The 21,332-nt window shown below is 67.2% G+C and carries 20 protein-coding genes; 19 read left to right on the forward strand and 1 reads right to left on the reverse strand.

Annotated features, from left to right (window positions below; all coding sequences use genetic code 11):
- Positions 1-22: 22 nt before the first annotated feature.
- From AC1MEM_RS11685 to AC1MEM_RS11765, 17 genes are all read left to right on the forward strand, one after another.
- The gene (locus tag AC1MEM_RS11685; RefSeq protein ID WP_499477394.1) at positions 23-2,164 is read left to right on the forward strand and encodes an Ig-like domain-containing protein; all 2,142 of its coding nucleotides are present in this window, start codon (positions 23-25) and stop codon (positions 2,162-2,164) included.
- Positions 2,165-2,174: 10 nt separating this feature from the next.
- Positions 2,175-2,639 (forward strand): hypothetical protein, encoded by a 465-nt coding sequence (locus AC1MEM_RS11690; protein ID WP_499477395.1) that lies wholly within the window; start codon positions 2,175-2,177, stop codon positions 2,637-2,639.
- An 8-nt stretch (positions 2,640-2,647) separates the two neighbouring features.
- Positions 2,648-4,879: a S8 family serine peptidase gene (locus AC1MEM_RS11695; RefSeq protein WP_499477396.1), complete on the forward strand. Its 2,232-nt coding sequence runs from the start codon at positions 2,648-2,650 to the stop codon at positions 4,877-4,879.
- 11 nt (positions 4,880-4,890) lie between these two features.
- Positions 4,891-6,522, forward strand: a complete 1,632-nt coding sequence (locus tag AC1MEM_RS11700) for a hypothetical protein (RefSeq protein WP_499477398.1) — start codon at positions 4,891-4,893, stop codon at positions 6,520-6,522.
- Positions 6,519-7,166: an SCO family protein gene (locus AC1MEM_RS11705; protein ID WP_499477399.1), complete on the forward strand. Its 648-nt coding sequence runs from the start codon at positions 6,519-6,521 to the stop codon at positions 7,164-7,166. The genes AC1MEM_RS11700 and AC1MEM_RS11705 overlap by 4 nt, the downstream gene beginning before the upstream one ends.
- Positions 7,167-7,299: 133 nt before the next feature.
- Positions 7,300-8,490, forward strand: coding sequence for a type II secretion system F family protein (locus AC1MEM_RS11710; protein ID WP_499477401.1), 1,191 nt, complete (start codon positions 7,300-7,302; stop codon positions 8,488-8,490).
- On the forward strand, positions 8,487-10,184 hold the full coding sequence (locus AC1MEM_RS11715) for a GspE/PulE family protein (protein WP_499477402.1): 1,698 nt from the start codon (positions 8,487-8,489) through the stop codon (positions 10,182-10,184). The genes AC1MEM_RS11710 and AC1MEM_RS11715 overlap by 4 nt, the downstream gene beginning before the upstream one ends.
- Positions 10,162-10,941: a hypothetical protein gene (locus tag AC1MEM_RS11720; RefSeq protein WP_499477403.1), complete on the forward strand. Its 780-nt coding sequence runs from the start codon at positions 10,162-10,164 to the stop codon at positions 10,939-10,941. The genes AC1MEM_RS11715 and AC1MEM_RS11720 overlap by 23 nt, the downstream gene beginning before the upstream one ends.
- Positions 10,938-11,474, forward strand: coding sequence for a PilN domain-containing protein (locus tag AC1MEM_RS11725; protein WP_499477405.1), 537 nt, complete (start codon positions 10,938-10,940; stop codon positions 11,472-11,474). Before AC1MEM_RS11720 ends, AC1MEM_RS11725 begins: the two co-directional genes overlap by 4 nt.
- Positions 11,471-12,082: a hypothetical protein gene (locus AC1MEM_RS11730; RefSeq protein WP_499477406.1), complete on the forward strand. Its 612-nt coding sequence runs from the start codon at positions 11,471-11,473 to the stop codon at positions 12,080-12,082. The genes AC1MEM_RS11725 and AC1MEM_RS11730 overlap by 4 nt, the downstream gene beginning before the upstream one ends.
- The gene (locus tag AC1MEM_RS11735) at positions 12,079-12,660 is read left to right on the forward strand and encodes a hypothetical protein (protein WP_499477407.1); all 582 of its coding nucleotides are present in this window, start codon (positions 12,079-12,081) and stop codon (positions 12,658-12,660) included. Before AC1MEM_RS11730 ends, AC1MEM_RS11735 begins: the two co-directional genes overlap by 4 nt.
- Before the next feature lie 11 nt (positions 12,661-12,671).
- On the forward strand, positions 12,672-14,984 hold the full coding sequence (locus AC1MEM_RS11740; RefSeq protein WP_499477409.1) for a secretin GspD/PilQ domain-containing protein: 2,313 nt from the start codon (positions 12,672-12,674) through the stop codon (positions 14,982-14,984).
- Positions 14,981-15,451, forward strand: coding sequence for a type II secretion system protein (locus tag AC1MEM_RS11745; RefSeq protein ID WP_499477410.1), 471 nt, complete (start codon positions 14,981-14,983; stop codon positions 15,449-15,451). The genes AC1MEM_RS11740 and AC1MEM_RS11745 overlap by 4 nt, the downstream gene beginning before the upstream one ends.
- A 5-nt stretch (positions 15,452-15,456) precedes the next feature.
- On the forward strand, positions 15,457-15,843 hold the full coding sequence (locus AC1MEM_RS11750; protein ID WP_499477411.1) for a type II secretion system protein: 387 nt from the start codon (positions 15,457-15,459) through the stop codon (positions 15,841-15,843).
- A complete protein-coding gene (locus tag AC1MEM_RS11755; RefSeq protein WP_499477413.1) occupies positions 15,830-16,381 on the forward strand; it encodes a type II secretion system protein in 552 nt (183 codons plus the stop codon). The genes AC1MEM_RS11750 and AC1MEM_RS11755 overlap by 14 nt, the downstream gene beginning before the upstream one ends.
- A gap of 7 nt (positions 16,382-16,388) precedes the next feature.
- Positions 16,389-17,105 carry a response regulator gene (locus tag AC1MEM_RS11760; protein ID WP_499477415.1) on the forward strand — a complete coding sequence of 239 codons (717 nt, stop codon included), beginning with the start codon at positions 16,389-16,391 and terminating at the stop codon, positions 17,103-17,105.
- Positions 17,106-17,144: 39 nt separating this feature from the next.
- Positions 17,145-17,762 (forward strand): lytic transglycosylase domain-containing protein, encoded by a 618-nt coding sequence (locus AC1MEM_RS11765; protein WP_499477417.1) that lies wholly within the window; start codon positions 17,145-17,147, stop codon positions 17,760-17,762.
- A gap of 142 nt (positions 17,763-17,904) precedes the next feature.
- Here the strand turns inward: AC1MEM_RS11765 and gspG are convergent, their stop codons facing one another.
- Positions 17,905-18,345: a type II secretion system major pseudopilin GspG gene (gene gspG / locus AC1MEM_RS11770; RefSeq protein ID WP_499477418.1), complete on the reverse strand. Its 441-nt coding sequence runs from the start codon at positions 18,343-18,345 to the stop codon at positions 17,905-17,907.
- Between the two features lie 704 nt (positions 18,346-19,049).
- Here gspG and AC1MEM_RS11775 point away from each other — a divergent pair.
- Together AC1MEM_RS11775 and ilvN are read left to right on the forward strand one after the other, a co-directional pair.
- Positions 19,050-20,783: an acetolactate synthase 3 catalytic subunit gene (locus AC1MEM_RS11775; RefSeq protein ID WP_499477419.1), complete on the forward strand. Its 1,734-nt coding sequence runs from the start codon at positions 19,050-19,052 to the stop codon at positions 20,781-20,783.
- Positions 20,784-21,275 carry an acetolactate synthase small subunit gene (gene ilvN, locus AC1MEM_RS11780; protein ID WP_192050554.1) on the forward strand — a complete coding sequence of 164 codons (492 nt, stop codon included), beginning with the start codon at positions 20,784-20,786 and terminating at the stop codon, positions 21,273-21,275. It abuts the gene before it with no gap.
- Positions 21,276-21,332: the final 57 nt, after the last annotated feature.

Consider the following 21,332-nt stretch of genomic DNA (forward strand, 5'->3'; position numbering starts at 1 on the left):
GAATGCAAATCAAGGAAGACCGGTGAAGATTTGCCTCGCCGCATGCGCGCTGCTGGGCGTGTTCGGCTGGGTCGGCGAGGCTGCGGCCGCGGAGTACTGGCTCAAGACCATGCCCACGTCGGTGTCCGGGGTGCCGATGTGGGGTTACGCGCTGTGCGGCAGCGGCAGCACGGTGCCCGCGACCTGTGGCGGTATGGTACAGGTGCCGGGGCCGGCGCTGACGGTCGCGCCGGGGGAGGGCCTCATCGTCCACCTGACCAATACGCTGCCGGAGCCGACCTCGCTCGTCATTGCCGGCCAGGTCAAGCAGGAAGGCATGCAGCCGGTCTGGTTCGAGCCGCCGCCGCCCGACACCACGCCGCCCCCGGACGCGGTGATCTACAACGGCACCCGGCCGGCCGGCAACACGACGGCGCGCGTGCGCTCCTTTGACAAGGAGGCAGCTGCGAACGGCGGGTCCGCGACCTATACCTGGAGCAGCCTGCGCCCGGGTACCTACCTGTACAGTAGCGGGACCCACCCACAGGTCCAGGTCCAGATGGGCCTGTACGGCGCGCTGACGAAGGATGCCGCTGCCGGCAAGGTAGCCTATACCAGCAACGGCGCGACTGTCGACTACGACAACCAGGTGACGCTGCTCTACAGCGAAGTCGACCCCGCCCTGCACAATGCCGTGGCCGGGGGCACCTACGGCACGGGTAACCGCAAGAGTACACTGGCCTACCAGCCGAGCTTCTTCCTGATCAATGGTGAACCCTTCCCGGGCACCCGGCTCGACCCGCTCGCGGTGCCGACGCTCGCTGCCGGAAGCGCAGGCGTCCCGGCCGGCAGCAAGCTGCTGATCCGTTTCCTGAACGCCGGCCTGAAGTCGCACGTGCCGACCATCATGGGTCAATATTGGCAAGTGGTTGCCGAAGACGGCAACCCGGTGCCTTACCTGGGCAATCCGCGCCAGCAGTACACGGCCTTCCTGCCGCCGGCGAAAACGCTCGACGTGCTGCTCAAGCCGGTCAGCAGCAGCACGACCGATGCGGTACGCTACGCCGTGTTCGACAGCCGCCTGTTCGATACGACCAATGGCAGCCCGAACGGCGGCATGCAGTTCCGCCTCGCGGTTGCGCCGGCCGGGCAGGCGGCACCGGTGTTCGACACCGCGCCAGTGCTGACGGGAACAGTCGGTTCGCCCTACAGCTATGCCGCGCACGCGACGGCCTCGGGCGGCCATACAGTGCAGTACAGCCTGTCCGGAGCGCCGGCCGGGATGACCGTCAACGCCGGCACCGGCCTGGTCGGCTGGCCAAGCCCGGCAGCGGGCAGCTTTGCGCTCAGCCTGCGCGCCACCGACCAGACGGTGCCTGCGTTGTTTACCGACCAGAGTTATACGCTGGTCGTGCAGAACGCCACCGCCGGGCCGCCGAGCGCCACGGCTGATACGTACACCGCGATTGCGCACCAGGCCGCCAACGGCGCCCAGACACTCGCTGCGCCCGGCGTGCTTGCCAACGACAGCGACAGTGCCGGGCGTCCCCTGAGCGCGGTCAGGGTGTCGGAGTGCACCGTGTCAGGCACCTCGTGCGCGGCGTCGACGCGCGTCACGCTGAACGCGAACGGCGGCCTGAGCCTCGGCTCCTCGACGAGCCTGAATGCGATCCGCCTGACCTACCGTGCCCAGGCCGGCAGCGGGACGGGTACCAGCCAGAGCGCCCCTGCGCTGGCGACCATCAACGTGATCGCCAACCGCGCCCCGACCGTCCAGGCGGATGCGTTCACGGCACCGAAGTGCACCGTCCGTGCAGGAGGCTTCGGCTCGACCTGCCGGACCGGCGCAAGCTACTACACGCCGGTCCCGCTGGCGCCTGCGGCCAATGACGCTGACCAGGACGCGGCGACGCTCGATGTGGCGAATCAGCTGCCGCTCGCGGTCGCACGGGTCCGCTCGCAGACAGGCGCCAACAACAGCACGAGCACCAGCAGCACGGCGCAGGGCGGGAGCGTCACGGTGTCCGGCAACGGCATCACCTATACACCGCGCTACAACTTCAGCGGCACCGATACCTTCCAGTACCGCGTCAAGGACCGCCTCGGCAAGGAATCCGGGTCGACCAGCGACAACACCGGCAACCAGGGCTCCGGCTGGGCCACGGTCACCGTCACGGTTCAATAGGAGGAGCATCGTGCAACTGCATCCAACCCTGATTCGCGGCCTGTTCGCCCTGGTACTGCCGGCCTTGCTGATTGTCGGCTGCGCCACTCCCGGCGGGGCGCCCGCTTCCCGGGCGAGCGTGGCCGGCACGGGCGCGCCCATCGACAGCCTGGGGATCGTCGTGCACGGCCTGCACCTGTCCGCGCACGGCAACATTCTCGACCTGCGCTACCGGGTCACCGATCCGCAGCGGGCGGCGGCGCTGCTCGACTCGAAGAGCCGGGTCCAGTTGCTCGATCCGCAGCGCGGCGCGGCACTGGGGATTCCCGAGTCCCCGGTGATCGGCCCGATGCGACAGACCGCGCGCAACCATGTGCTGTACCGCGACCGCGATTACTTCGTGCTGTTCGTGAACCCAGCGCATGCGGTCCAGGCCGGCGAAACGCTCGCGCTGGCCATCGACGGCAAGACCGTGGCACAACTACGCGTCGAATAGGAGAAAACATGTCGAGTCTAAGCAAGCATGTGCTGGCCGGCGCCGTTGGGCTCGCCCTGGCCGCGGCAAATGCCGGGGCCGGCAGCATCAGTCCCGAACTCGCCGCGCAGCTCGCCCGCCATGGCAGCAGCGACCTGGTTCCGGTCATCGTGCAGCTGCCGGACCGGATCAATCCCGGCGACTACCACGTCACCGACCGCCGCAAGCGCGACAACAGCCTGTCGAAGGCGCTGCGGGCCAAGTCGGCCGCCCGCTGGCCGGCCCTGGTTGCTTTGCTGCAGGCGCTGGGCGTCCAGAATCCACGCCAGTTGTGGATCATCAACGCGGCCGCCGTCACCTTGCCGGTCTGGGCCATACAGGACCTGGCGCGCAACCCGATGATCGGCCGCATCGGGTTCGACGGGGTGGTTACCTTCGGCACCGAACCGGGAACGAAGGCGGCGCCGAGCGGCAGCTGGAACCTCGACGCCCTGCGCACGCCAGAGCTGTGGGCGCTGGGCGCCAACGGCAACGGGGTCGTCGTTGCCAGCCTCGATACCGGGGTCGACGCCGCCCACCCCGACCTCGCGCCCAGCTGGCGCGGCGGAACCAACAGCTGGTTCGACCCGAACGGACAGCATGCGACGCCTTATGACGCGACCGGCCACGGCACCCAGACCATGGGCCTGATGGTGGGCGCCAGCGCCAGCGGCGTCCCGATCGGGATGGCGCCGGGCGCGCGCTGGATCGCCGCCAAGGTCTTCGACGACGCCGGTAGCGCCACGTTCAGCAAGCTGCACCTGGCGTTCCAGTGGCTGCTCGACCCGGACAACAATCCCGCCACGCTCGATGCGCCGGATATCGTCAACGCGTCCTGGGGCATGAACGGCATTGCCGGCGGCAGTTGCGATCTCGAATTCAGCGAAGACATCCGGATGTTGAAAGCGGCTGGCATGGCGGTCGTGTTCGCCGCCGGCAATGGCGGACCGGACGCGGCAAGCGGCGCCAGCCCCGCCGGCAACCCGGGCGTGCTCTCGGCCGGCTCGGTCGACGGCTCGCCGCTGGTGGCTGCCACGAGCAGCCGTGGACCCTCGGGCTGCGACGGCAGCGTGTTTCCGAAGCTCGTCGCGCCGGGCGTGAACGTGGTCAGCAGCGACCTCTCGTTTGGCGGCATGCCACTGTATGCCGCCGTGTCGGGCACCTCGTTCGCGGCGCCGCACGTGAGCGGCGCGCTGGCGCTGCTGGCGTCTGCCTTCCGCGCGGCGCCGCTGTCGATGATTGAGACGGCACTGACGGACAGTGCGCGCGACCTCGGGGATGCGGGTCCCGACAACCATTACGGCTACGGCATGGTCGACGTCGAGGCGGCGCGCGCGCTGCTGGCCGCGAGCGCCGGCGGCGCGGCGCCGGCGATCAGCTCGACCGCGCCGGGATCGGCCGTGGAAGGGCAGCTGTACACGTATGCCGTCATGGCGAGCGACCCCGGCGGCGGTGCCCTGGTTTACAAGCTCACCAGTGCGCCTGCCGGCATGGCCATCGATTCCGCCAGCGGCATCATCAGCTGGATTCCGACCAGGACCCAGGTCGGCGTCAACGGCGCCGCGCTTACGGTCAGCAACCCGGCCGGACTGATGGCGAAGCAGGGCTTTTCGGTGACGGTCACAGGTCTCAACAGTGCGCCGGACACCGTTGCCGACAGCTATGCGGCCACGACCGGCACCGCCCTGAATGTCACCGCGCCGGGCGTGCTGGCAAACGACCGCGACCCCGACGGCGACGCCATGTCGGCGGTGCTGGCGGGGTCGCCGGCGCACGGCACCCTTGTGCTGAACGCGAACGGCAGCTTCCGCTACACGCCAGCTGCGGGCTACAGCGGCGGTGACAGCTTCAGCTACAAGGCGTCGGACGGAAAAGCCGTCAGTCCAGTGACTGCGGTTGCCGTGTCGGTGAAGGCGGCGCCAAAGCCGCCGCTGGCGGTCACGGACAGTTTCACGGCACCGGTTTACCGGAGCGCACCGTACGCGGCGCGCAAGCTGGCCGTACTCGCCAACGACAACGCGAACGGCGGCGCCATCGCTCCGGCGAGCGTCCAGGTCGTTTCCGCAGCCAACAAGGGCGGCAGCGCCAAGCCGAACGCCGACGGCAGCATCAACTACGTGCCGGCACTGCGCTTCACCGGCACCGAAAGCTTCACCTACCGCGTCCAGAATACGCTCGGGCAATGGTCGAACAGCGCCAGCGTTTCGGTGAAGGTAAAGTGAGGGAGGGTGCCATGCGGGGCGTGTCTCGTTGGCGGCTTGCCGCCCTGTTGCTGGCCTGCCTGGTGCCGGCGATGGCGCTGGCGCAGCGGCCAGCGGCCTCATCCGGGGACGCCGCCCGCGGCATGCACCTGTACCTGGACGGCGCGCGCGCCGACGGCAGCCCCCTGCATGCGCTCGGTGCGAACGGCATCGCGCGCGAGGGAAGAGACGCGGCCTGTGCGGCCTGCCACCGGCGCAGCGGCTTCGGCTCGGCCGAGGGGCCGTTCGGGGTACGTCCGATCACCTCGGTGGATCTGTTCCAGGACCGGCCGCCGGCAGCCGCGACTGCGCGCATTGCGCACCAGCTCGGGAAGCCAGCCAGGCCGCCTTACGACAGCGCCAGCCTGGCCACGGCGCTGGGCGCCGGGATCGATTCCGCCGGCCGCCCACTGGGCGCCCTGATGCCCCGCTATGCATTGAGTGCCGGCGAGCTGCGTGACCTCGAGGCCTACCTGCGCACGCTGGGAGCAAAGCCGGCCGAAGGCGTGGACGACGAGGACATCCACCTCGGCACCGTGATCCAGCCCGGCGTCGCGCCGGCCCGCCGCGCTGCGCTGCTGGCCGTACTCGACGCCTTCGTGCGCGACAAGAACGCCGCGGTCCGTTCGGAGCCCGCGCGCCGCCGTGCCGGCGCGATGCGCATGCAGCGCGCCTACCGGCGCTGGGTATTGCACCTGTGGGAGCTGAACGGGCCACCGTCGGGCTGGGCCGGCCAGCTCGATGCCCTGTACCGGGCCCAGCCAGTATTCGCCCTGGTGAGCGGCCTCGGGGACGACGACTGGGCGCCGGTCCAGCGCTTCAGCGAGCGCCGCGGCTTGCCCTGCATCCTTCCGGTCGCCACGCTGCCGGCCACGATGGAGGCCAACTTCTATACCCTGTACTTTTCCGACGGTGTCCTGCTCGAGGCCGAAGGCCTGGGCCGCCACCTGGCCAGCGCGGGGCGCGGGCGGGTGACCCAGGTATACCGGGCCGACGATGGGGTGGCGCGGGCTGCCGCCGCCGCCCTGCGGCGCGCCCTGGCCGGCAGTGGCGTGGTGCTGGCCGACCAGCCCCTGCGCTTCGCGCCGGGGCGCGCTGCCCGGGCAGGTGCCGATGGCGACGCTGCCGTCGTGGCCTGGCTCGGCGCAGCGGACCTGGCGCGCCTGGACGCACCGGCGGCGCCGGCCTACCTGGCCGAGTCGATGGCGCCGGGGCCTGCCCCATCCGGGTGGGAGCGCGCTCAACGGGTCGCGCGCTGGGAACCGGAGCCGCAGCGCGCCGCGCGCCTGCGCCGGGTGCGCGACTGGCTCGCAGCGCGCAGGATTGTACCTGGCGACGAGGAAGTGCAGGTCAACGCATGGTTCGCCATGACAATGCTGGGCGAAGCGCTGATGCACATGATGGACAGTTTTTCGCGTGAGTACCTGCTCGAGCAGGTCGAGCACAACATCAACGTGACGATCCTGCCGTCGATGTACCCGCACCTGAGCGTGGGACGCGACATGCGGATCGCCGCGCACGAAATCTACCTGGGCCAGGACAGCCACCCGCTGAGCCTGTCCGAAGCCGCCGACCTGCCCGCGGCAGGACGGCCCCCCAGCCACACTGCCGAGGAGAAGCCATGACCCATTCCTGTTTCCGCATCGCCGCCGCGCTGGCGCTGGCCGCCGCAGCCGCGGCGCCAGCCTGCGCCCACCCCGGGCCGCATCCCGCCGCGCCCGCTGCGGCGGTTCCCGGCGCGCCGCAGCGCAGCATCGGCGTCTACCGGCCCGGGCCGGTCACGCTGGTACGCTCGGACGGCGCCCGCGTCGCGCTCGACGACGAACTGGCCTACGACGGCCCGGTGGCGCTTAACTTCATTTTCACGAGCTGCTCCGCGGTCTGTCCGATCGCCACCCGTACCATGGCCGAGCTGCAGGGCCAGCTGCGGCGGGGCGAAAAGCTGCGGCTGGTATCGATCTCGCTCGATCCCCTCAACGATACACCGGCCGTACTGCGCGAGTATGCGCGCAAGGCTGGCGCCGGACCTGGATGGCACTTCTATACCGGCAGCGTCGCCGCCAGCGAGGCCGCCCAGCGTGCCTTTGACCTGTATCGGGGGGACAAGATGAACCATGCGCCCGTCACGCTGGTACGCAGCGCCCCGGGCGGCCCGTGGATTCGCCTGGAAGGCTTCCCCAGCGCCGCCGAGCTGGCGGCCGAAGTGCGCGGCAATCGCATTGCCGCGCCGGCGCCACACGTCGCCGCCCGGACCGCGCAAATACAGTAAACACTGTAGAGGGAAATAGGGTGCTGCTTCCAGAGGCAGGCAGGGTCTATTCCTCTAACATCAATTGCATGGAATACGGGCCCAGCTGTAGCGGGCCTGCCGGACCCTCACCCCGCCCAGGACGCCGAGCGCAATGAAATTCAAGGCCAGGATCGTTCATAACGGAATCAATTTCAGCCAGGTCGAAATTGAAGCCAGCGATCGCGACGACGCGGCTGCGCAATTGCGGGCCCAGGGTCATGTGCTGCTCTCCCTCAAGCGCGGCGCCGGATGGCCGCTCGGCGCCGCCATGCGCAAGCCGCGCTTTCCGCTGGCCCTGTTCAGCCAGCAGTTGCTGGCGCTGCTCCAGGCCGGGCTGTCGGTCATCGAAGCCCTCGAAACCCTGGCCGACAAGGAAACCCATCCCGACAGCGCGCGCGTGTTGCGCCGCATCGTCGGCGCGCTGTTCGAGGGACGGTCCCTGTCCCATGCGATCGAGCACTCCGGCGCCGCGATCCCGCCGCTGTATGTGGCAACGCTGCGTTCCAGCGAACGCACCGGCGCCCTCGAGGAGGCCCTGGGGCGCTATATCGACTACCAGGGCCAGGTCGACCGCCTGCGCCGCCATCTCGTCGGGGCGTCGGTGTACCCCATCGTCCTGGCCGTGGTCGGCACGCTGGTGACGCTGTTCCTGATGCTGTATGTGGTGCCGCGCTTCAGCACCATCTACGCCGACGCCGGGGCAGCGCTGCCTTGGGCTTCGCGCTTGCTGATGACGGTCGGCCAGTTCCTCGGTGACAATAGAATCGCGGTCCTCGGCGGCCTCCTGCTGCTCGGGGCTGCGGTCTGGTACGGGGCCGGCATGGCGCCCGTCAGGGCGGGCGCAGTGCGCTGCGCCTGGCGCCTGCCGGCAATCGGGACGCGCCTGCGCCTGTTCTACCTGTCGCGCGTGTACCGCACGCTCGGGATGCTGCTGCGCGGCGGCTTGCCGGTCGCGACGGCGTTGCCCATGGCGGCGGCGCTGCTGGAGGCAGAGATGCAGGCCCAGCTTGTCCAGGCCGCGCGCCTTATCGGCGAGGGCAATCCGATTTCGCGCTCGATGGAGCGCTATGGGCTGACCACGCCCGTGGCGCTGCGCATGCTGCAGGTCGGCGAGCGTACCGGACAGATGGGCGACATGATGGAACGGATCGCCAGTTTCTACGAAGAAGAGCTGGCGCGCTGGATCGAGCGTTTCACCAAGCTCTTCGAACCGCTGCTGATGATCGTGATCGGCTTCATGATCGGTGGCATCGTGGTGTTGATGTACATGCCGATTTTCGATCTCGCGGGGTCGATTCAATGAATGCCGCCGTCCAGGCCATGAGCGCCGCGCCGGTCTTCGCGGCGGAGCAGTTGCGCACTGCGCGCCGCGCGGCCGAAGGGGCGCCCGGACGCGCTGTCGAAATCCTCGAGGAGGAAAGCGGCCTGCCGCCTGGGCGCTTCGTGGAACGGCTGGCGGCGACGCTCGGCTTCGAGGCCATCGACGCGGTCGCCCTGGCGGGACTCGAGCCCGTGTTCGACCTCATTTCGTTCCACGAGGCGGGCGAACACGCTTGCGTGGCGATGCGCGGCGCGCGCGGGATGCTGGTCGTGATCGCCGATCCGCTCGATATCGGCCTGGCCGGGTGGATCGATGGGCGCATGGACGTGCCGTTCGAATGGCGCCTGGCGCACAGGATCGACCTGCAGGCGGTGCTCGGCCGCCACGAGGAAACGCTCCGCGCGATGGACGGCATGGCGACGGCAGCCGCCGAAAGCGGGCCGGCGCTGGACGATTCGAATGAACTGAACTTCAAGCGCATCAGCGAACATGCCAGCCCGGTCGTCAAGCTGGTCGACTCGACACTCTATGACGCGCTGAAGCTGGGCGCCAGCGACATCCACCTGGAAACCGGCCCGGACGCGCTGTCGATCAGATACCGCGTCGACGGCGTGCTCGGGCTGGCCGCCCGCCTTCCCGGGGCGGCCCAGGCCGAACAGATCCTGTCGCGCGTCAAGGTCATGGCCGAGCTCGACATCGCCGAGAGGCGGGTGCCGCAGGACGGCCGCTTCAAGGTCAGCGTGCGGGGGCGCCAGGTCGACTTCCGGGTCTCGATCATGCCGAGCATCTTCGGCGAGGACGCGGTCCTGCGGATCCTCGACAAGCAGGCGCTCTCCGAACAGATCCAGGGCTTGCGCCTGGACTCGCTTGGATTCGACAGCGAAGCGGTGGCCATGCTGCGACGCCTGTCCAGTGTGCCATACGGGATGGTGCTGGTGACGGGACCGACCGGGAGCGGAAAGACCACGACCCTGTACGCCGCGATCGCCGAAATCAACCAGGGACTCGACAAGATCATCACGATCGAGGACCCGGTCGAATACCAGTTGCCGGGCGTGCTGCAGATCCCGGTGAACGAGAAGAAGGGGCTGACCTTCGCGCGCGGACTGCGCTCGATCCTGCGCCACGACCCGGACAAGGTGATGGTCGGCGAAATCCGCGACGCCGAGACCGCGCAGATCGCGGTGCAGTCGGCCCTCACCGGACACCTGGTCTTCACGACCGTCCACGCCAACAACGTGTTCGACGTCATCGGGCGCTTCATGCACATGGACGTCGATCCCTACAGCCTGGTAGCCGCGCTGAACGGCGTTGTCGCCCAGCGCCTGGTGCGGGTCAATTGCGCCGCCTGCCGGCGCGCGGTGCATCCCGATGCACATTTGCTGTCCGAGTCCGGTATCGATGGCGAACAGGCAGCGCGCGCGCATTTCATGGCCGGGCAGGGCTGCGCCCACTGCCGCGGGACCGGATTCAAGGGGCGGCGCGCGATCGGCGAACTGCTGATGATGAACGACGAGATCCGCGAGCTGATCGTCGCGCGCGAGCCGCTGCGCATGGTGCGCGAGGCGGCGCGCCGCAACGGTACCCGCCTGCTGCGCGAAATCGCTGTCGACATGGCCCTGGCCGGAGAAACCACCTTGCAGGAGATCAATCGTGTCACATTTGTCGTTCGTTAGTTGGGATATCCGGATCGGGGTCCAGAAGGTGGCCATCGACCGTTGCGTTTCGCGGCTGACGGCGCGCGGCTGGGTGGGGACGCATGCGGCGGACGAGATCCTCTGCGGGCGCGGGGAGGCCGACACGCCGTGGGAACCAGCCCTCGCGACCCTGGCCAGGGTGCTCGAACCACACACCGGGGGACGGGCACGGGTGGTGCTGTCGAACAGCCTGGTCCGTTACGCTGTCCTGCCCGGGAGCCTGGTCCTGGCTGGCGCGGAGGAAGAACGGATATTTCTCAGGCACCGTTTCCGCCAGCTGTACGGCGAGGCGAGCGTTGGCTGGCAGATGCGCTCCGAGCGTACCCTGGCGGGCAGGGCGCGGCTGGCGAGTGCCGTCGATGGCCGCTTCGTTGCAGCGCTCGGCGGACTGCTGCGTGTACGCGGCATCACCCGTTATTCCCTGGTTCCCGCGCTGGCCGAGACGCTGAACCGCTATCGCGGCCGCCTCGACCGGCCGGATGCCTGGCTGGTATCGCAGGACGACGGTACCCTGTGCGTGGCCCGCTGGCACAACTGGGAATGGATGGCCGCGCGCAGCCTGCGCGCGGACACCGGTTGGCGCACGTCACTGCCGGCCGTACTGGCACGCGAAGAATGCCTGCACGATGCGCCGGCCGCGGCCGATACCGTCTTCCTCGACGCCGCCGATGGCGAGCTTCCCTGCCTCCCGGGCCTGGCCGTGGTACCCCTGCGCACCGAAGAGGAAACGCTATGAGACGCCTGCCCGCCGTGCGCCTCGATCATGCCGGCGCCGAACAGCCCTGGCTACGCTGGCCACTGGCCCTGCTCGCCGGCGTCGCCTGCGTGTGCGCAATGCTTGCCTACCAGGCCATCGATTTGATGGGCACGGCGGCCCGCCTCGACGCGCAGGTGGAGGCGGCGCAGGGGCGCCGCCAGGCCGCCCGTGCGCACAGCCGGCCCCGGCCCACGCCGCAGTCGCTGGCCGAGCAGCGGGCGCTGGCGCAGCTGCGCGAAGCCACGGCCAAGCCGTGGGAGCGCCTGTTCAGTGCGATCGAACGGGCGAGCGGGCCCGACGTCAGCCTGCTGACCCTGGCACCGCAGGCTGCGGGGACCGAGCTGAGCCTCAGCGGCGAAGCGCGCAGCATGGCAGCCCTGCTCGCATTCATGCGGCAACTGCAGAAAGCCGGTTTCTTCAACCGTGTCTACCTTCACGATCACCACGTCGACCCGGCCGACGCAATGCACCCGGTGCGCTTTTCCCTGCTGCTCAAGTGGGGGACATCATGACCCCTGCCTTTCCAGCCGCATGGCTGGCGCGCGCGGGCCGTGTCCGCATCGCCGGCGATACCGCGGCGCTGGCGGCGCGCCTGCGCCGGACCCTGGCGATCTGGCGGAGCCGCCTCGGCATGGCCGGCCTCGCGGCCATCGGGTTGGGCGCTGCGGCGCTCGCCATCGAGTGGGGAGCGATCGTTCCCGCACAGCGCTCGATCGCTGAAACCGAGCAGCGCCTGGCGGTGCTCGCGCGGATCGCGGCCGCCGAACCTGCCGGCGGCACCGCGCCCCACGCCGCCCGCACCGCCCCAGTTGGCCTGGGCCTGGAGACGAGTTTCCCGGACCGCATCGAGCAGCTGGTACAGCATGCCTCCGATCACGGGTTGCAGCTCAACGATGGCCTGTACACGGTGACCCGCGAGGCCCAGGGCGGGGTGGTGTCTTACCAGGTAACTCTGCCCCTGCAGGGAAGTTACCCGCAGGTTCGTCGCTTCCTGGCAACGCTCCTGAAAGAGGAAGCTGGCCTGGCCCTGCTCGACGTGCAGTTCCACCGCGCGAAGATAGGCGACCCGGCGCTCGAGGCAGTGGTCCGCCTGTCTTACTACATGAGGCCATCGCCATGAGGAACGCTGCAGACATGCATGGCAATGCCGCGCGTGGCGCAGTCGTGCTGGTCCTGCTGGCGTCGTGGCAGGTGCCCGCAGGGCTGTCGCAGGACGCGCCCGCCAGGGCTCGCGCGCCTGCGACGCGGGTTGCGAACCTTGTGCGCAGCGCGCCGAAGCCACCGCCGGGACCGCCACGAAGCGCGCCGGGCGCCGCCGCGCCGGCCACCCCAGCGCTGGCGCTTGCCGACCGGGCGCAGCCGGCACCGCCGGCCGATCCGTTCGCCGCCACCTCCTGGACACCCCCGCCGGCGCCGCCTCCGGCCGTGGCGCCCGCTGCCGCCGTGGCCGCGGCGCAGGTCCCCGTCACGCCGCCGCCACCGGTCGCTCCGCCCATGCCCTTCGTGTACGTCGGGATGTACGTTGAAGGGGGGCGCGAAACCGTCATGCTGATGAAAGGCGACCAGCTGCTGCTGGTAAAGCAGGGCGACACCATCGACAACACCTATCGCCTCGAGCGCATCGCCGCCGACCGCATCGAGTTGACCTATTTGCCGCTTGGTATGCGCCAATCGGTGCGTACCGCTGATGCCGCCTGATTGGAATTTCCATGAAATCGTTCACGCCCATCCGCCCGCTGATCCTCGCCATGAGCTTTGCGCTGCTGGCTGGCTGTGCCGCGGAACGCCTGCATCGCGAGGGCCTTGGCCTGATTGCCGAGGGCAAGCCCGAGGAAGGCCTGCGCAAGCTCGGCGAGGCCAGCAGCATCGAGCCGGGAAACGCCGATTTTCGCATCGCGCTGTTGCGCCAGCGCACCGATATCGTCAATGGCTTGCTGGCGCGTGCGGCGGCCGAGCGCGCAGCGGGGCACGACGATGCCGCGACCGCCTTGTACCAGCGGGTGCTGGCGATCGAACCGGCTGACCGCAGCGCCCGCGCCGCGCTGGCCGAGTTGGAGCGGGCCCAGCGCCATGGCGCGTGGATGGAGGCGGCTGCCCAGGCGGCCGCGAAGGACGACTTCGACACTGCGCTCGCGTACACCCGCCGGATCCTGCTGGAGGATCCCGCGCATGCCGGTGCGCTGGCGCTGCAACGCAAGGCCGACGAAGGGCACGCCAACATCGTCGCCGGCGGCACGGGCTTGAACGCCAAGTTCAAGCGTCCGGTATCGCTGCAGTTCCGCGACGCCTCGCTGAAGGTCGTGTTCGAGGCCCTGGCGCGCGCCAGCGGGATCAACCTGTTGATGGACAAGGAAGTCAAGGCCGATACCAAGGTGACGCTGTTCGTCAAGGACGTCGCCGTGGCCGACGCGATCGACCTGATCCTGATGCAGACCCAGCTCGAGAAAAAAATCATCAGCGACAGCACGGTGCTGGTCTACCAGAACACCCCGGCCAAGCTGAAGGAATTCCAGGACCTCAAGATCCGTAGCTTCCACCTGGTCAATGCCGACGCCAAGCAAGTCGTCACCATGATCAAGACGCTGCTGCGCACCAAGGACATCTTCGTCCACGAGAAAACCAATTCGGTCGTCATGCGCGACACACCCGACGTCATCGACCTGGCGGCCCGCCTGGTGGAGGACCAGGATATCGCCGACCCCGAAGTCATGCTCGAAGTCGAGGTTCTGGAGGTCAGCGGCTCGCGGCTCTCGGAGCTCGGCGTGAACTATCCTTCGTCCGCCACGTTTTCGCTGCAGGGCCTGGGTGCCGCCGGAGGAGGGGGGCTGCCGATCGATGCCTTCCGCCAAATTAATGGCAGCAATATCGTCGTCAGTCCCGCGCCCTCGCTCACCCTGAACCTGCTGCACCAGGATGGCAACGCGAACCTGTTGGCCAGCCCGCGCATCCGGGCCCGCAACCACGAGAAGGCCAAGGTGATGATCGGCGACCGCGTGCCCGTCATCACGAATGCCATCACGCCCGTATCGACCGGCACCCCGGTGGTCACGGGCAACGTGCAATACCTGGATGTCGGCCTGAAGCTGGAGGTCGAGCCGGAGATTCACCTCGACAATGACGTCAGCATCAAGATCAACCTCGAGGTCAGTTCGATCGTCAAGGAAGTGCAGAACGCCGTCTCGGGCACGCTGGCCTACCAGATCGGCACCCGCAACGCCACCACCGTCTTGCGCCTGAAGGATGGCGAAACCCAGATCCTTGCCGGCCTGATCAATGACGAGGACCGCGACAGCGCGAGCCGGGTCCCGGGTCTTGGCAGCCTGCCGGTGCTGGGCCACCTGTTCTCGAGCCGCAGGAACGACCTGCGCAAGACCGAGATCGTTCTGTCGATCACCCCGCACGTGGTCGGCAGCCGGCGCAGCACGGACGCGCGCAGCGCCGAGTTCTGGGCCGGCACCGAAGCGACGCCGCGCAGCGGCACGCCGATGGCGCGCTCCTACGGGCTGGTGAGCACCACGAGCGCGCAGGCGGGCCGCAATCCGCATGCGGCGATGAGCGCCGGGCAGCCCACGGCGCCGCCACCGCCGGCGGTGCCGGCCGCCCAGCCCCTGGTCCTGACCTGGCAGGGCCCGAGCCAGGCAAAAATCGGGGAGCGCATCAGCGTCACCCTCAATGCCCAAAGCACGCGCACACTCAAGTCGCTGTCGCTGGCCCTCGAGTACGACCCGGCCACGCTGCGGGCGCTGGACGCCACCGAGGGCAATTTCGTGACCCAGTCGGGGGCGCCCTCGCAGTTCAACAAGGTCATCGGACCCGGCAACGGCGCCATGAGCGTTACCCTCGACAGTACCGCCGCGGCCGGGGTCAGCGGCGCCGGCACGGTCGCGACGGTCGTGTTCGAGGTCCTCGCAGCCGGCAAGCCAGCCGAGCTCAGGATCGGCCGGGCGACCGCCCTCGACCCGGCCGGGCAGGAAGTCCCGGTGAACCTGGCCGCGCCCCTGGCCGTGGAGACAACGCCATGATGCGCGGGTTTACGCTCATCGAACTGGTGATCACGGTGGCGATCATCGGCATTCTCGCCAGCCTGGCCATGCCGATGGCCGAGCTGGCGCACCAGCGCAGCCGCGAGGCCGAACTGCAGCGGGTACTGATCGAGGTGCGGGAGGCGATCGACGCCTGGCACCGCGCGGCCGAGGACGGACGAATCGTGCGCTCCGCGCGCAGCTCCGGCTATCCGGCTTCGCTGCAGGCGCTGGTCGATGGCGAGCGCGACGCCTCCGACCCGAACGGCAAGGCGAGGCTGTATTTCCTGCGCAAGGTGCCGCGCGATCCGATGGCCACCGATCCCGCGCTCGACGACGATGCGACCTGGGCCAAGCGCGAATACGCCAGCAGCGCGGAAGACCCGCGCGCAGGCGAGGATGTGTACGACATCCATTCGCGCAGCGAGGCGACCGGCATCAACGGCGTGCCGTACCGGAAATGGTGAAACAGATGAAACCGGCACGCATGATCTGCAGGGCCTTCACTCTGGTCGAATTGCTGGTCGTGCTGGCGATCATTTCGCTGCTGCTGACGATCGGCGTGCCGCGCTATTTCCATAGCGTCGACAAGTCGCGCGAGCAGGTGTTGCGCGCGAACCTGGCGCTGACACGGCATGTACTCGACAAGTATTACGAGGATCATGGAATCTATCCCGACAGCCTGGATACCCTGGTCACGAAGCACTACCTGCGGGCGGTCCCGCTCGACCCGCTCACAGGCAAGCGCGATACCTGGATCGTGGTTGCGCCGGACAAACCGGAAAAGGGCGCCGTCATGGATGTGCACAGCGGCGCTCCGGGCGCCGGACCCGACGGGAATGCATATGGCGAATGGTAAGCCATTCCGTGCCGTGCGTCCGACCCCCTTGGGTGTGGAACGAGGGTTCGCCTACCTGGTCGTGATGCTGCTGGTCGCCATTGTCGGTATTTCGATGGCGAAAGCACTTGATGGCTGGCATGATGGTGCGCAGCGATCGAAGGAGAAACAGCTGCTTTTCGCGGGGCGGCAGATCCGGCAGGCGATCATTCATTTTTACGAGCACTCGCCTGCGCAGGGGTTGAAGTTTCCGATGTCGCTGGCGGACCTGTTGCGCGACCCGCGCCAGCCCGGCATGGTGCGCTACCTGCGCGAGATTTACCGCGACCCGATAACGGGCAGCGCCGACTGGGGGTTGGTAAAGGGCGCCAGCGGCGAGATCGTCGGGGTCTACAGCCAAAGCAAGGCATTACCTTTAAAGCAGGGTAACTTTCCCCCCGCGGAAAAGGCCTTCGAAGGGGCGCGCAGCTACGCCGAGTGGGTATTCGTATTTTCGCCGGGACGCTACACGGCACAGCTGCCGGGTGGGGCAGGACCCGCCATCAACAATAACAAGTGAGGGGACCATGAACAGAGCCAGCCGAATTTTGATCGTCGAAGACCATGCGCTGCTACGCGCCGGCATGCGTGCGTTGATCTCGAAGGATCCGATGCTCGAGGTGGTCGGCGACCTGAGCAACGCGCGCGAAGCCATCGCGTCGCTGCGCACGCTCGAGCCGGATCTCATCCTGATGGATATTTCGATGCCAGGCATGAGCGGAATCGAGGCGATCATCGACATCAAGAAGCGCTATCCGTCGATCCGCATCATCATCGTCACGGTGCACAAGGCCGATGAATACATCCATTCGAGCCTGCGGGCCGGCGCCAACGGCTACCTGCTCAAGGATGCCACGCACGAGGAACTCCAGGTGGCGATCCGCAGCGTCCTGTCCGGCAAAACCTACCTGAGTCCCGACGTGTCGGCCGACGTCGTCCAGCGCTACCTGCACGCCAAGGAACCGACGCAGCCCACTTCGTCGATGGATACGCTGACACATCGCGAGCGCCAGGTGCTCAAGCTCATCGCGGAGGGCAAGACGAACAAATTCATCGCCGAGTATTTCAGCCTGAGCGTCAAGACGGTCGAAAAACACCGTTCGAACCTGATGCAGAAACTCGACTTGCACAATGCGTCGGCCTTGACTACGTTCGCCATCGACGAGGGCCTGCTCGGCCACCTGCCGGGCCAGCGTACGCGGGCCGGCGTTGCGCCCGCATACGACGGGAGCGTGCCGGGCTGAGGCCCGCCGGGCAGTCCGCACCAGCGCGCACGGTTCATCATGAAGCGGCCATCCATTATCGTCGCCATACTGTTGCTCGGCGGCGGCGCGCTCCCCGTCCGGGCCGACGTCTACACCTACGTCGGCAGCAACAAGGTCGTCGTGCTGACCAACCTGCGCCCGCAGGGCCAGCCCGCCGAGGTGCTCGTCGTCGAGGCCCGTGCCGAGCCCCTGGACGGGGCACCCCTTGCAAGGCGGCCGCCGGGCCCGCACCGGTCCGACTTCGATGCGCTGATCGATGCGGCCGCGCAGGCTTTTTCGATCGACAGCGAACTGATTCATGCAGTCATTTCGGTCGAGTCCGGCTACATGGTCCAGGCACGTTCGCCGCGCGGCGCGGCCGGCCTGATGCAGCTGATGCCGGAAACGGCGAAGGAATACGGGGCCAGCGATCCGTTCGATCCAGCCCAGAACATCAACGGCGGCGCCCGTTACCTGAAATATTTGCTCGACAAGTACGACAACCGGCTGGAGACGGCGCTCGCCGCCTATAACGCCGGCGAGAAAGCGCTTGCACGCTATGGCGGCAAGGTGCCGCCGTTCCGCGAAACGCTGCGCTATGTCGAACTCGTCCGCGAGCGCTATCTGCGCAACCAGCGGACGCGCCCAGCACCCTAGAAAGCGGCGCAAGCACAAGGCTTCGGGCGAACTTCGCATCACACGCCAGCCGCAGCCGTTCACGAACCGCACACACCCGCCACCCGGATTCGGGGCTGCGAACCGGATAAGGGCACGCCCGGTGCGGCGGCAGAATTAAAAATCAGAGCGAGGAGATGTCGGCATTGTCGCCAGTGCCACCCGGCTGCCCGTCGCGGCCAAGGGAGACGATTTCGTACTCGCCCTTGCTGGCTGGCGCGCGGTATTGATACGGGTGGCCCCACGGATCGGTCGGCACGCCCTTTTTCAGGTAGGGCCCATTCCACTTGGCGCCTGCGCTGGGCGGCGCGGTCAAGAGGGCGGCCAGGCCTTCTTCGCCTGTGGGATAACGGCCGACGTCAAGGCGATAGCTGTCGAGTGACTTCTCGAAGGCATCGATCTGGGCCTTGGCGATCGTCACTTCCGATTTGCCGAGCTGGGAAAAATACTTGGGGCCGACGTACGCAGCGAGCAGGCCGATGATGACGATCACGACCAGAAGTTCGAGCAGGGTAAAGCCCCTGGACTGCGCGCGCCGCGGTCCGGCGAACATTGCTTCAGACATCGCAAGTACTCCTGAGCCGGCCGGTCGACCGTACCTGCCGAGACTATCACGGACATATTGCGAACGCAACAGGCTCGGTTTCATTCTCCGGCGAGCGGCCAGCCCGGAAAAGTGAGGTAGCCCGGGTGGACAGGGACTGCATCCGGGAAGTACGGAACGGCGAGCGGGAAAGCGTGCATCGATAGCCCCTGTGTCCCTGGTCGGATGTTACCCATATCCGCGTGCTGAGCTCAGCTGTGCTCACGCAGTCGGGCCACGTGAACATCCAGACCGTCAAGCCGCGCTGCAGTGCATAATCAGCCATGATCCGGCCACCCATCCTTTCACCAGGACCATGCATCCTACCTTTTCATTTTTTTATCTTGACCAAAATGGTGCAACGCAGTAAGGTGTTCCTCACGCTTTGCACCCAAAGCTTCACCGTCATTCGGACCGGCACACAAGGCCTGGACCAGCATGACACGCTTTCATTTGTAGGCAGTTTGCTCCAACCCGCGCCAAAAGCGCGAGAGATGCGTCGAGCCGCTACAGACACTCAGCCAAACGAGTTGCGCCCAGCGCCGTTCCAAAAGGTATCTATTGATACCCGGGAGTTCGACGGGAGCGCAGAAAGAAGGGAAGCTGACGGCGCTGTGGGGTAGAACGTATTTCGTTAGGAAAGAGCATCCGATCAAACTCCCTCTGGGTCTTGAAAGGAATGTATCATGAGTAACGAAGCATCAGCGGCCCCCATCACGGGTGCCGAAATAGTCGTGCGTTGCCTGGCCGAGGAAGGCGTCAAACACGTCTTTGGCTATCCTGGCGGCGCAGTGCTGTACATCTACGACGCCATCTTCCAGCAAGACAAATTCCAGCACGTCCTGGTGCGCCACGAGCAGGCAGCCGTGCATGCCGCCGACGCCTATTCGCGCAGCTCGAACACCGTGGGCGTGGCCATCGTCACCTCCGGCCCGGGCGTCACGAATGCCGTCACCGGCCTCTCCACCGCCTACATGGATTCGATTCCGATGGTGGTGATCAGCGGCCAGGTGCCAAGCCACGCGATCGGCCAGGATGCGTTCCAGGAATGCGACACGGTCGGCATCACCCGCCCCGTGGTCAAGCATAATTTCCTGGTCAAGGACGTCAAGGAACTGGCGTCGACCATCAAGAAAGCCTTCTACATTGCCCGTACCGGCCGTCCGGGCCCGGTGCTGGTCGATATCCCGAAGGACATCAGCATGCACAAGTGCATGTTCGAGTATCCGCGCGAAATCGAGATGCGCTCCTATAAACCGGTCGACAAGGGCCATACCGGCCAGATCCGCAAGGCCGTGCAGCTGCTGCAACAGGCCGAGCGCCCGATGATCTATGCGGGCGGCGGCGTGATCCTGGCCAACGCCTCGAACGAGCTGAATCGCCTGGTCGACAAGCTCGGCGCCCCGGTCACGAACACGCTGATGGGCCTGGGCGGTTCGCGTTCGAGCAGCGAGCAGTATGTCGGCATGCCCGGCATGCACGGCACCTATGAAGCGAACATGGCGATGCAGCACTGCGACGTCCTGATCGCGATCGGCGCCCGATTCGACGACCGCGTGATCGGCAACCCGAAGCATTTCGCCAGCCACCCGCGCAAGATCATCCACATCGACATCGACCCCTCGTCGATCTCGAAACGGGTGAAGGTCGACATCCCGATCGTCGGCAACGTCAAGGAAGTGCTGACCGAATTCCTGTCCCAGCTTGATGCCGCAGGCAGCATCCGCGCCAACCCGGAACCGCTGCGCGCGTGGTGGAAGCAGATCGAGGAGTGGCGCGGCCGCGACTGCCTGAAATACGAGAGCTCCGACCTCGTCATCAAGCCGCAATCGGTCATCGAGCAGCTCTGGAAGGAGACGAAAGGCGACGCCTTCATCACCTCCGACGTCGGCCAGCACCAGATGTGGGCCGCGCAGTACTACCCCTTCGACAAGCCGCGCCGCTGGATCAATTCCGGCGGCCTGGGCACGATGGGCGTGGGCCTGCCGTACGCCATGGGCGTGCAGATGGCGAACCCGGGTGCGACGGTTGCCTGCGTCACCGGCGAAGGCTCGATCCAGATGTGCATCCAGGAGCTTGCCACCTGCAAGCAATACCACCTGACGCCAAAGATCATCCTCCTGAATAACCGCTTCCTGGGCATGGTGCGCCAGTGGCAGCAGATCGACTACGGTTCGCGCTATTCCGAGTCGTACATGGATTCGCTGCCCGACTTCGAAAAGCTGGCCGAGGCCTATGGCCACGTCGGCATGCGCATCGAAAAGCCGGGCGACGTCGAGGGCTCGCTGCGCGAAGCCTTCGCCATGAAGGACCGTCTCGTGTTCATGAACTTCATCACCGACCAGAGCGAGAACGTCTGGCCGATGGTCAAGGCGGGCAAGGGCTTGTCCGAAATGCTGCTCGGATCGGAGGACCTCTAAATGAGACACATCATCTCGGTTCTCCTGGAGAACGAAGCCGGCGCCCTGTCGCGCGTGGTGGGCCTGTTTTCGGCCCGCGGCTACAACATCGAAACCCTGACCGTGGCGCCGACCGAAGACGCGACCCTGTCGCGCATGACGATCGTGACCTCGGGCTCGGACGACATCATCGAGCAGATCACCAAGCACCTGAACCGCCTGATCGAAGTCGTGAAAGTGGTCGACCTCACCGAAGGCCAGCACATCGAGCGCGAGCTCATGCTGCTCAAGGTGCGGGCGGTCGGCAAGGAGCGCGAGGAAATCAAGCGCACCGCCGACATCTTCCGCGGCCGCATCATCGACGTGACGGAAAAGAGCTACACGATCGAACTGACCGGCGCCAAGAGCAAGCTCGACGCCTTCATCGACGCGATCGACCGCGCCTCCATCCTCGAGACCGTCCGTACCGGCGGTTCCGGTATTGGCCGCGGCGAACGCATCCTGAAGGTCTGACGCAGGGTGGGCGCCCCGTGCCCACCATAACGACGCGTCAACGCGACACATGCATTG

It is taken from the genome of Telluria sp. AIW5, assembly GCF_056680575.1.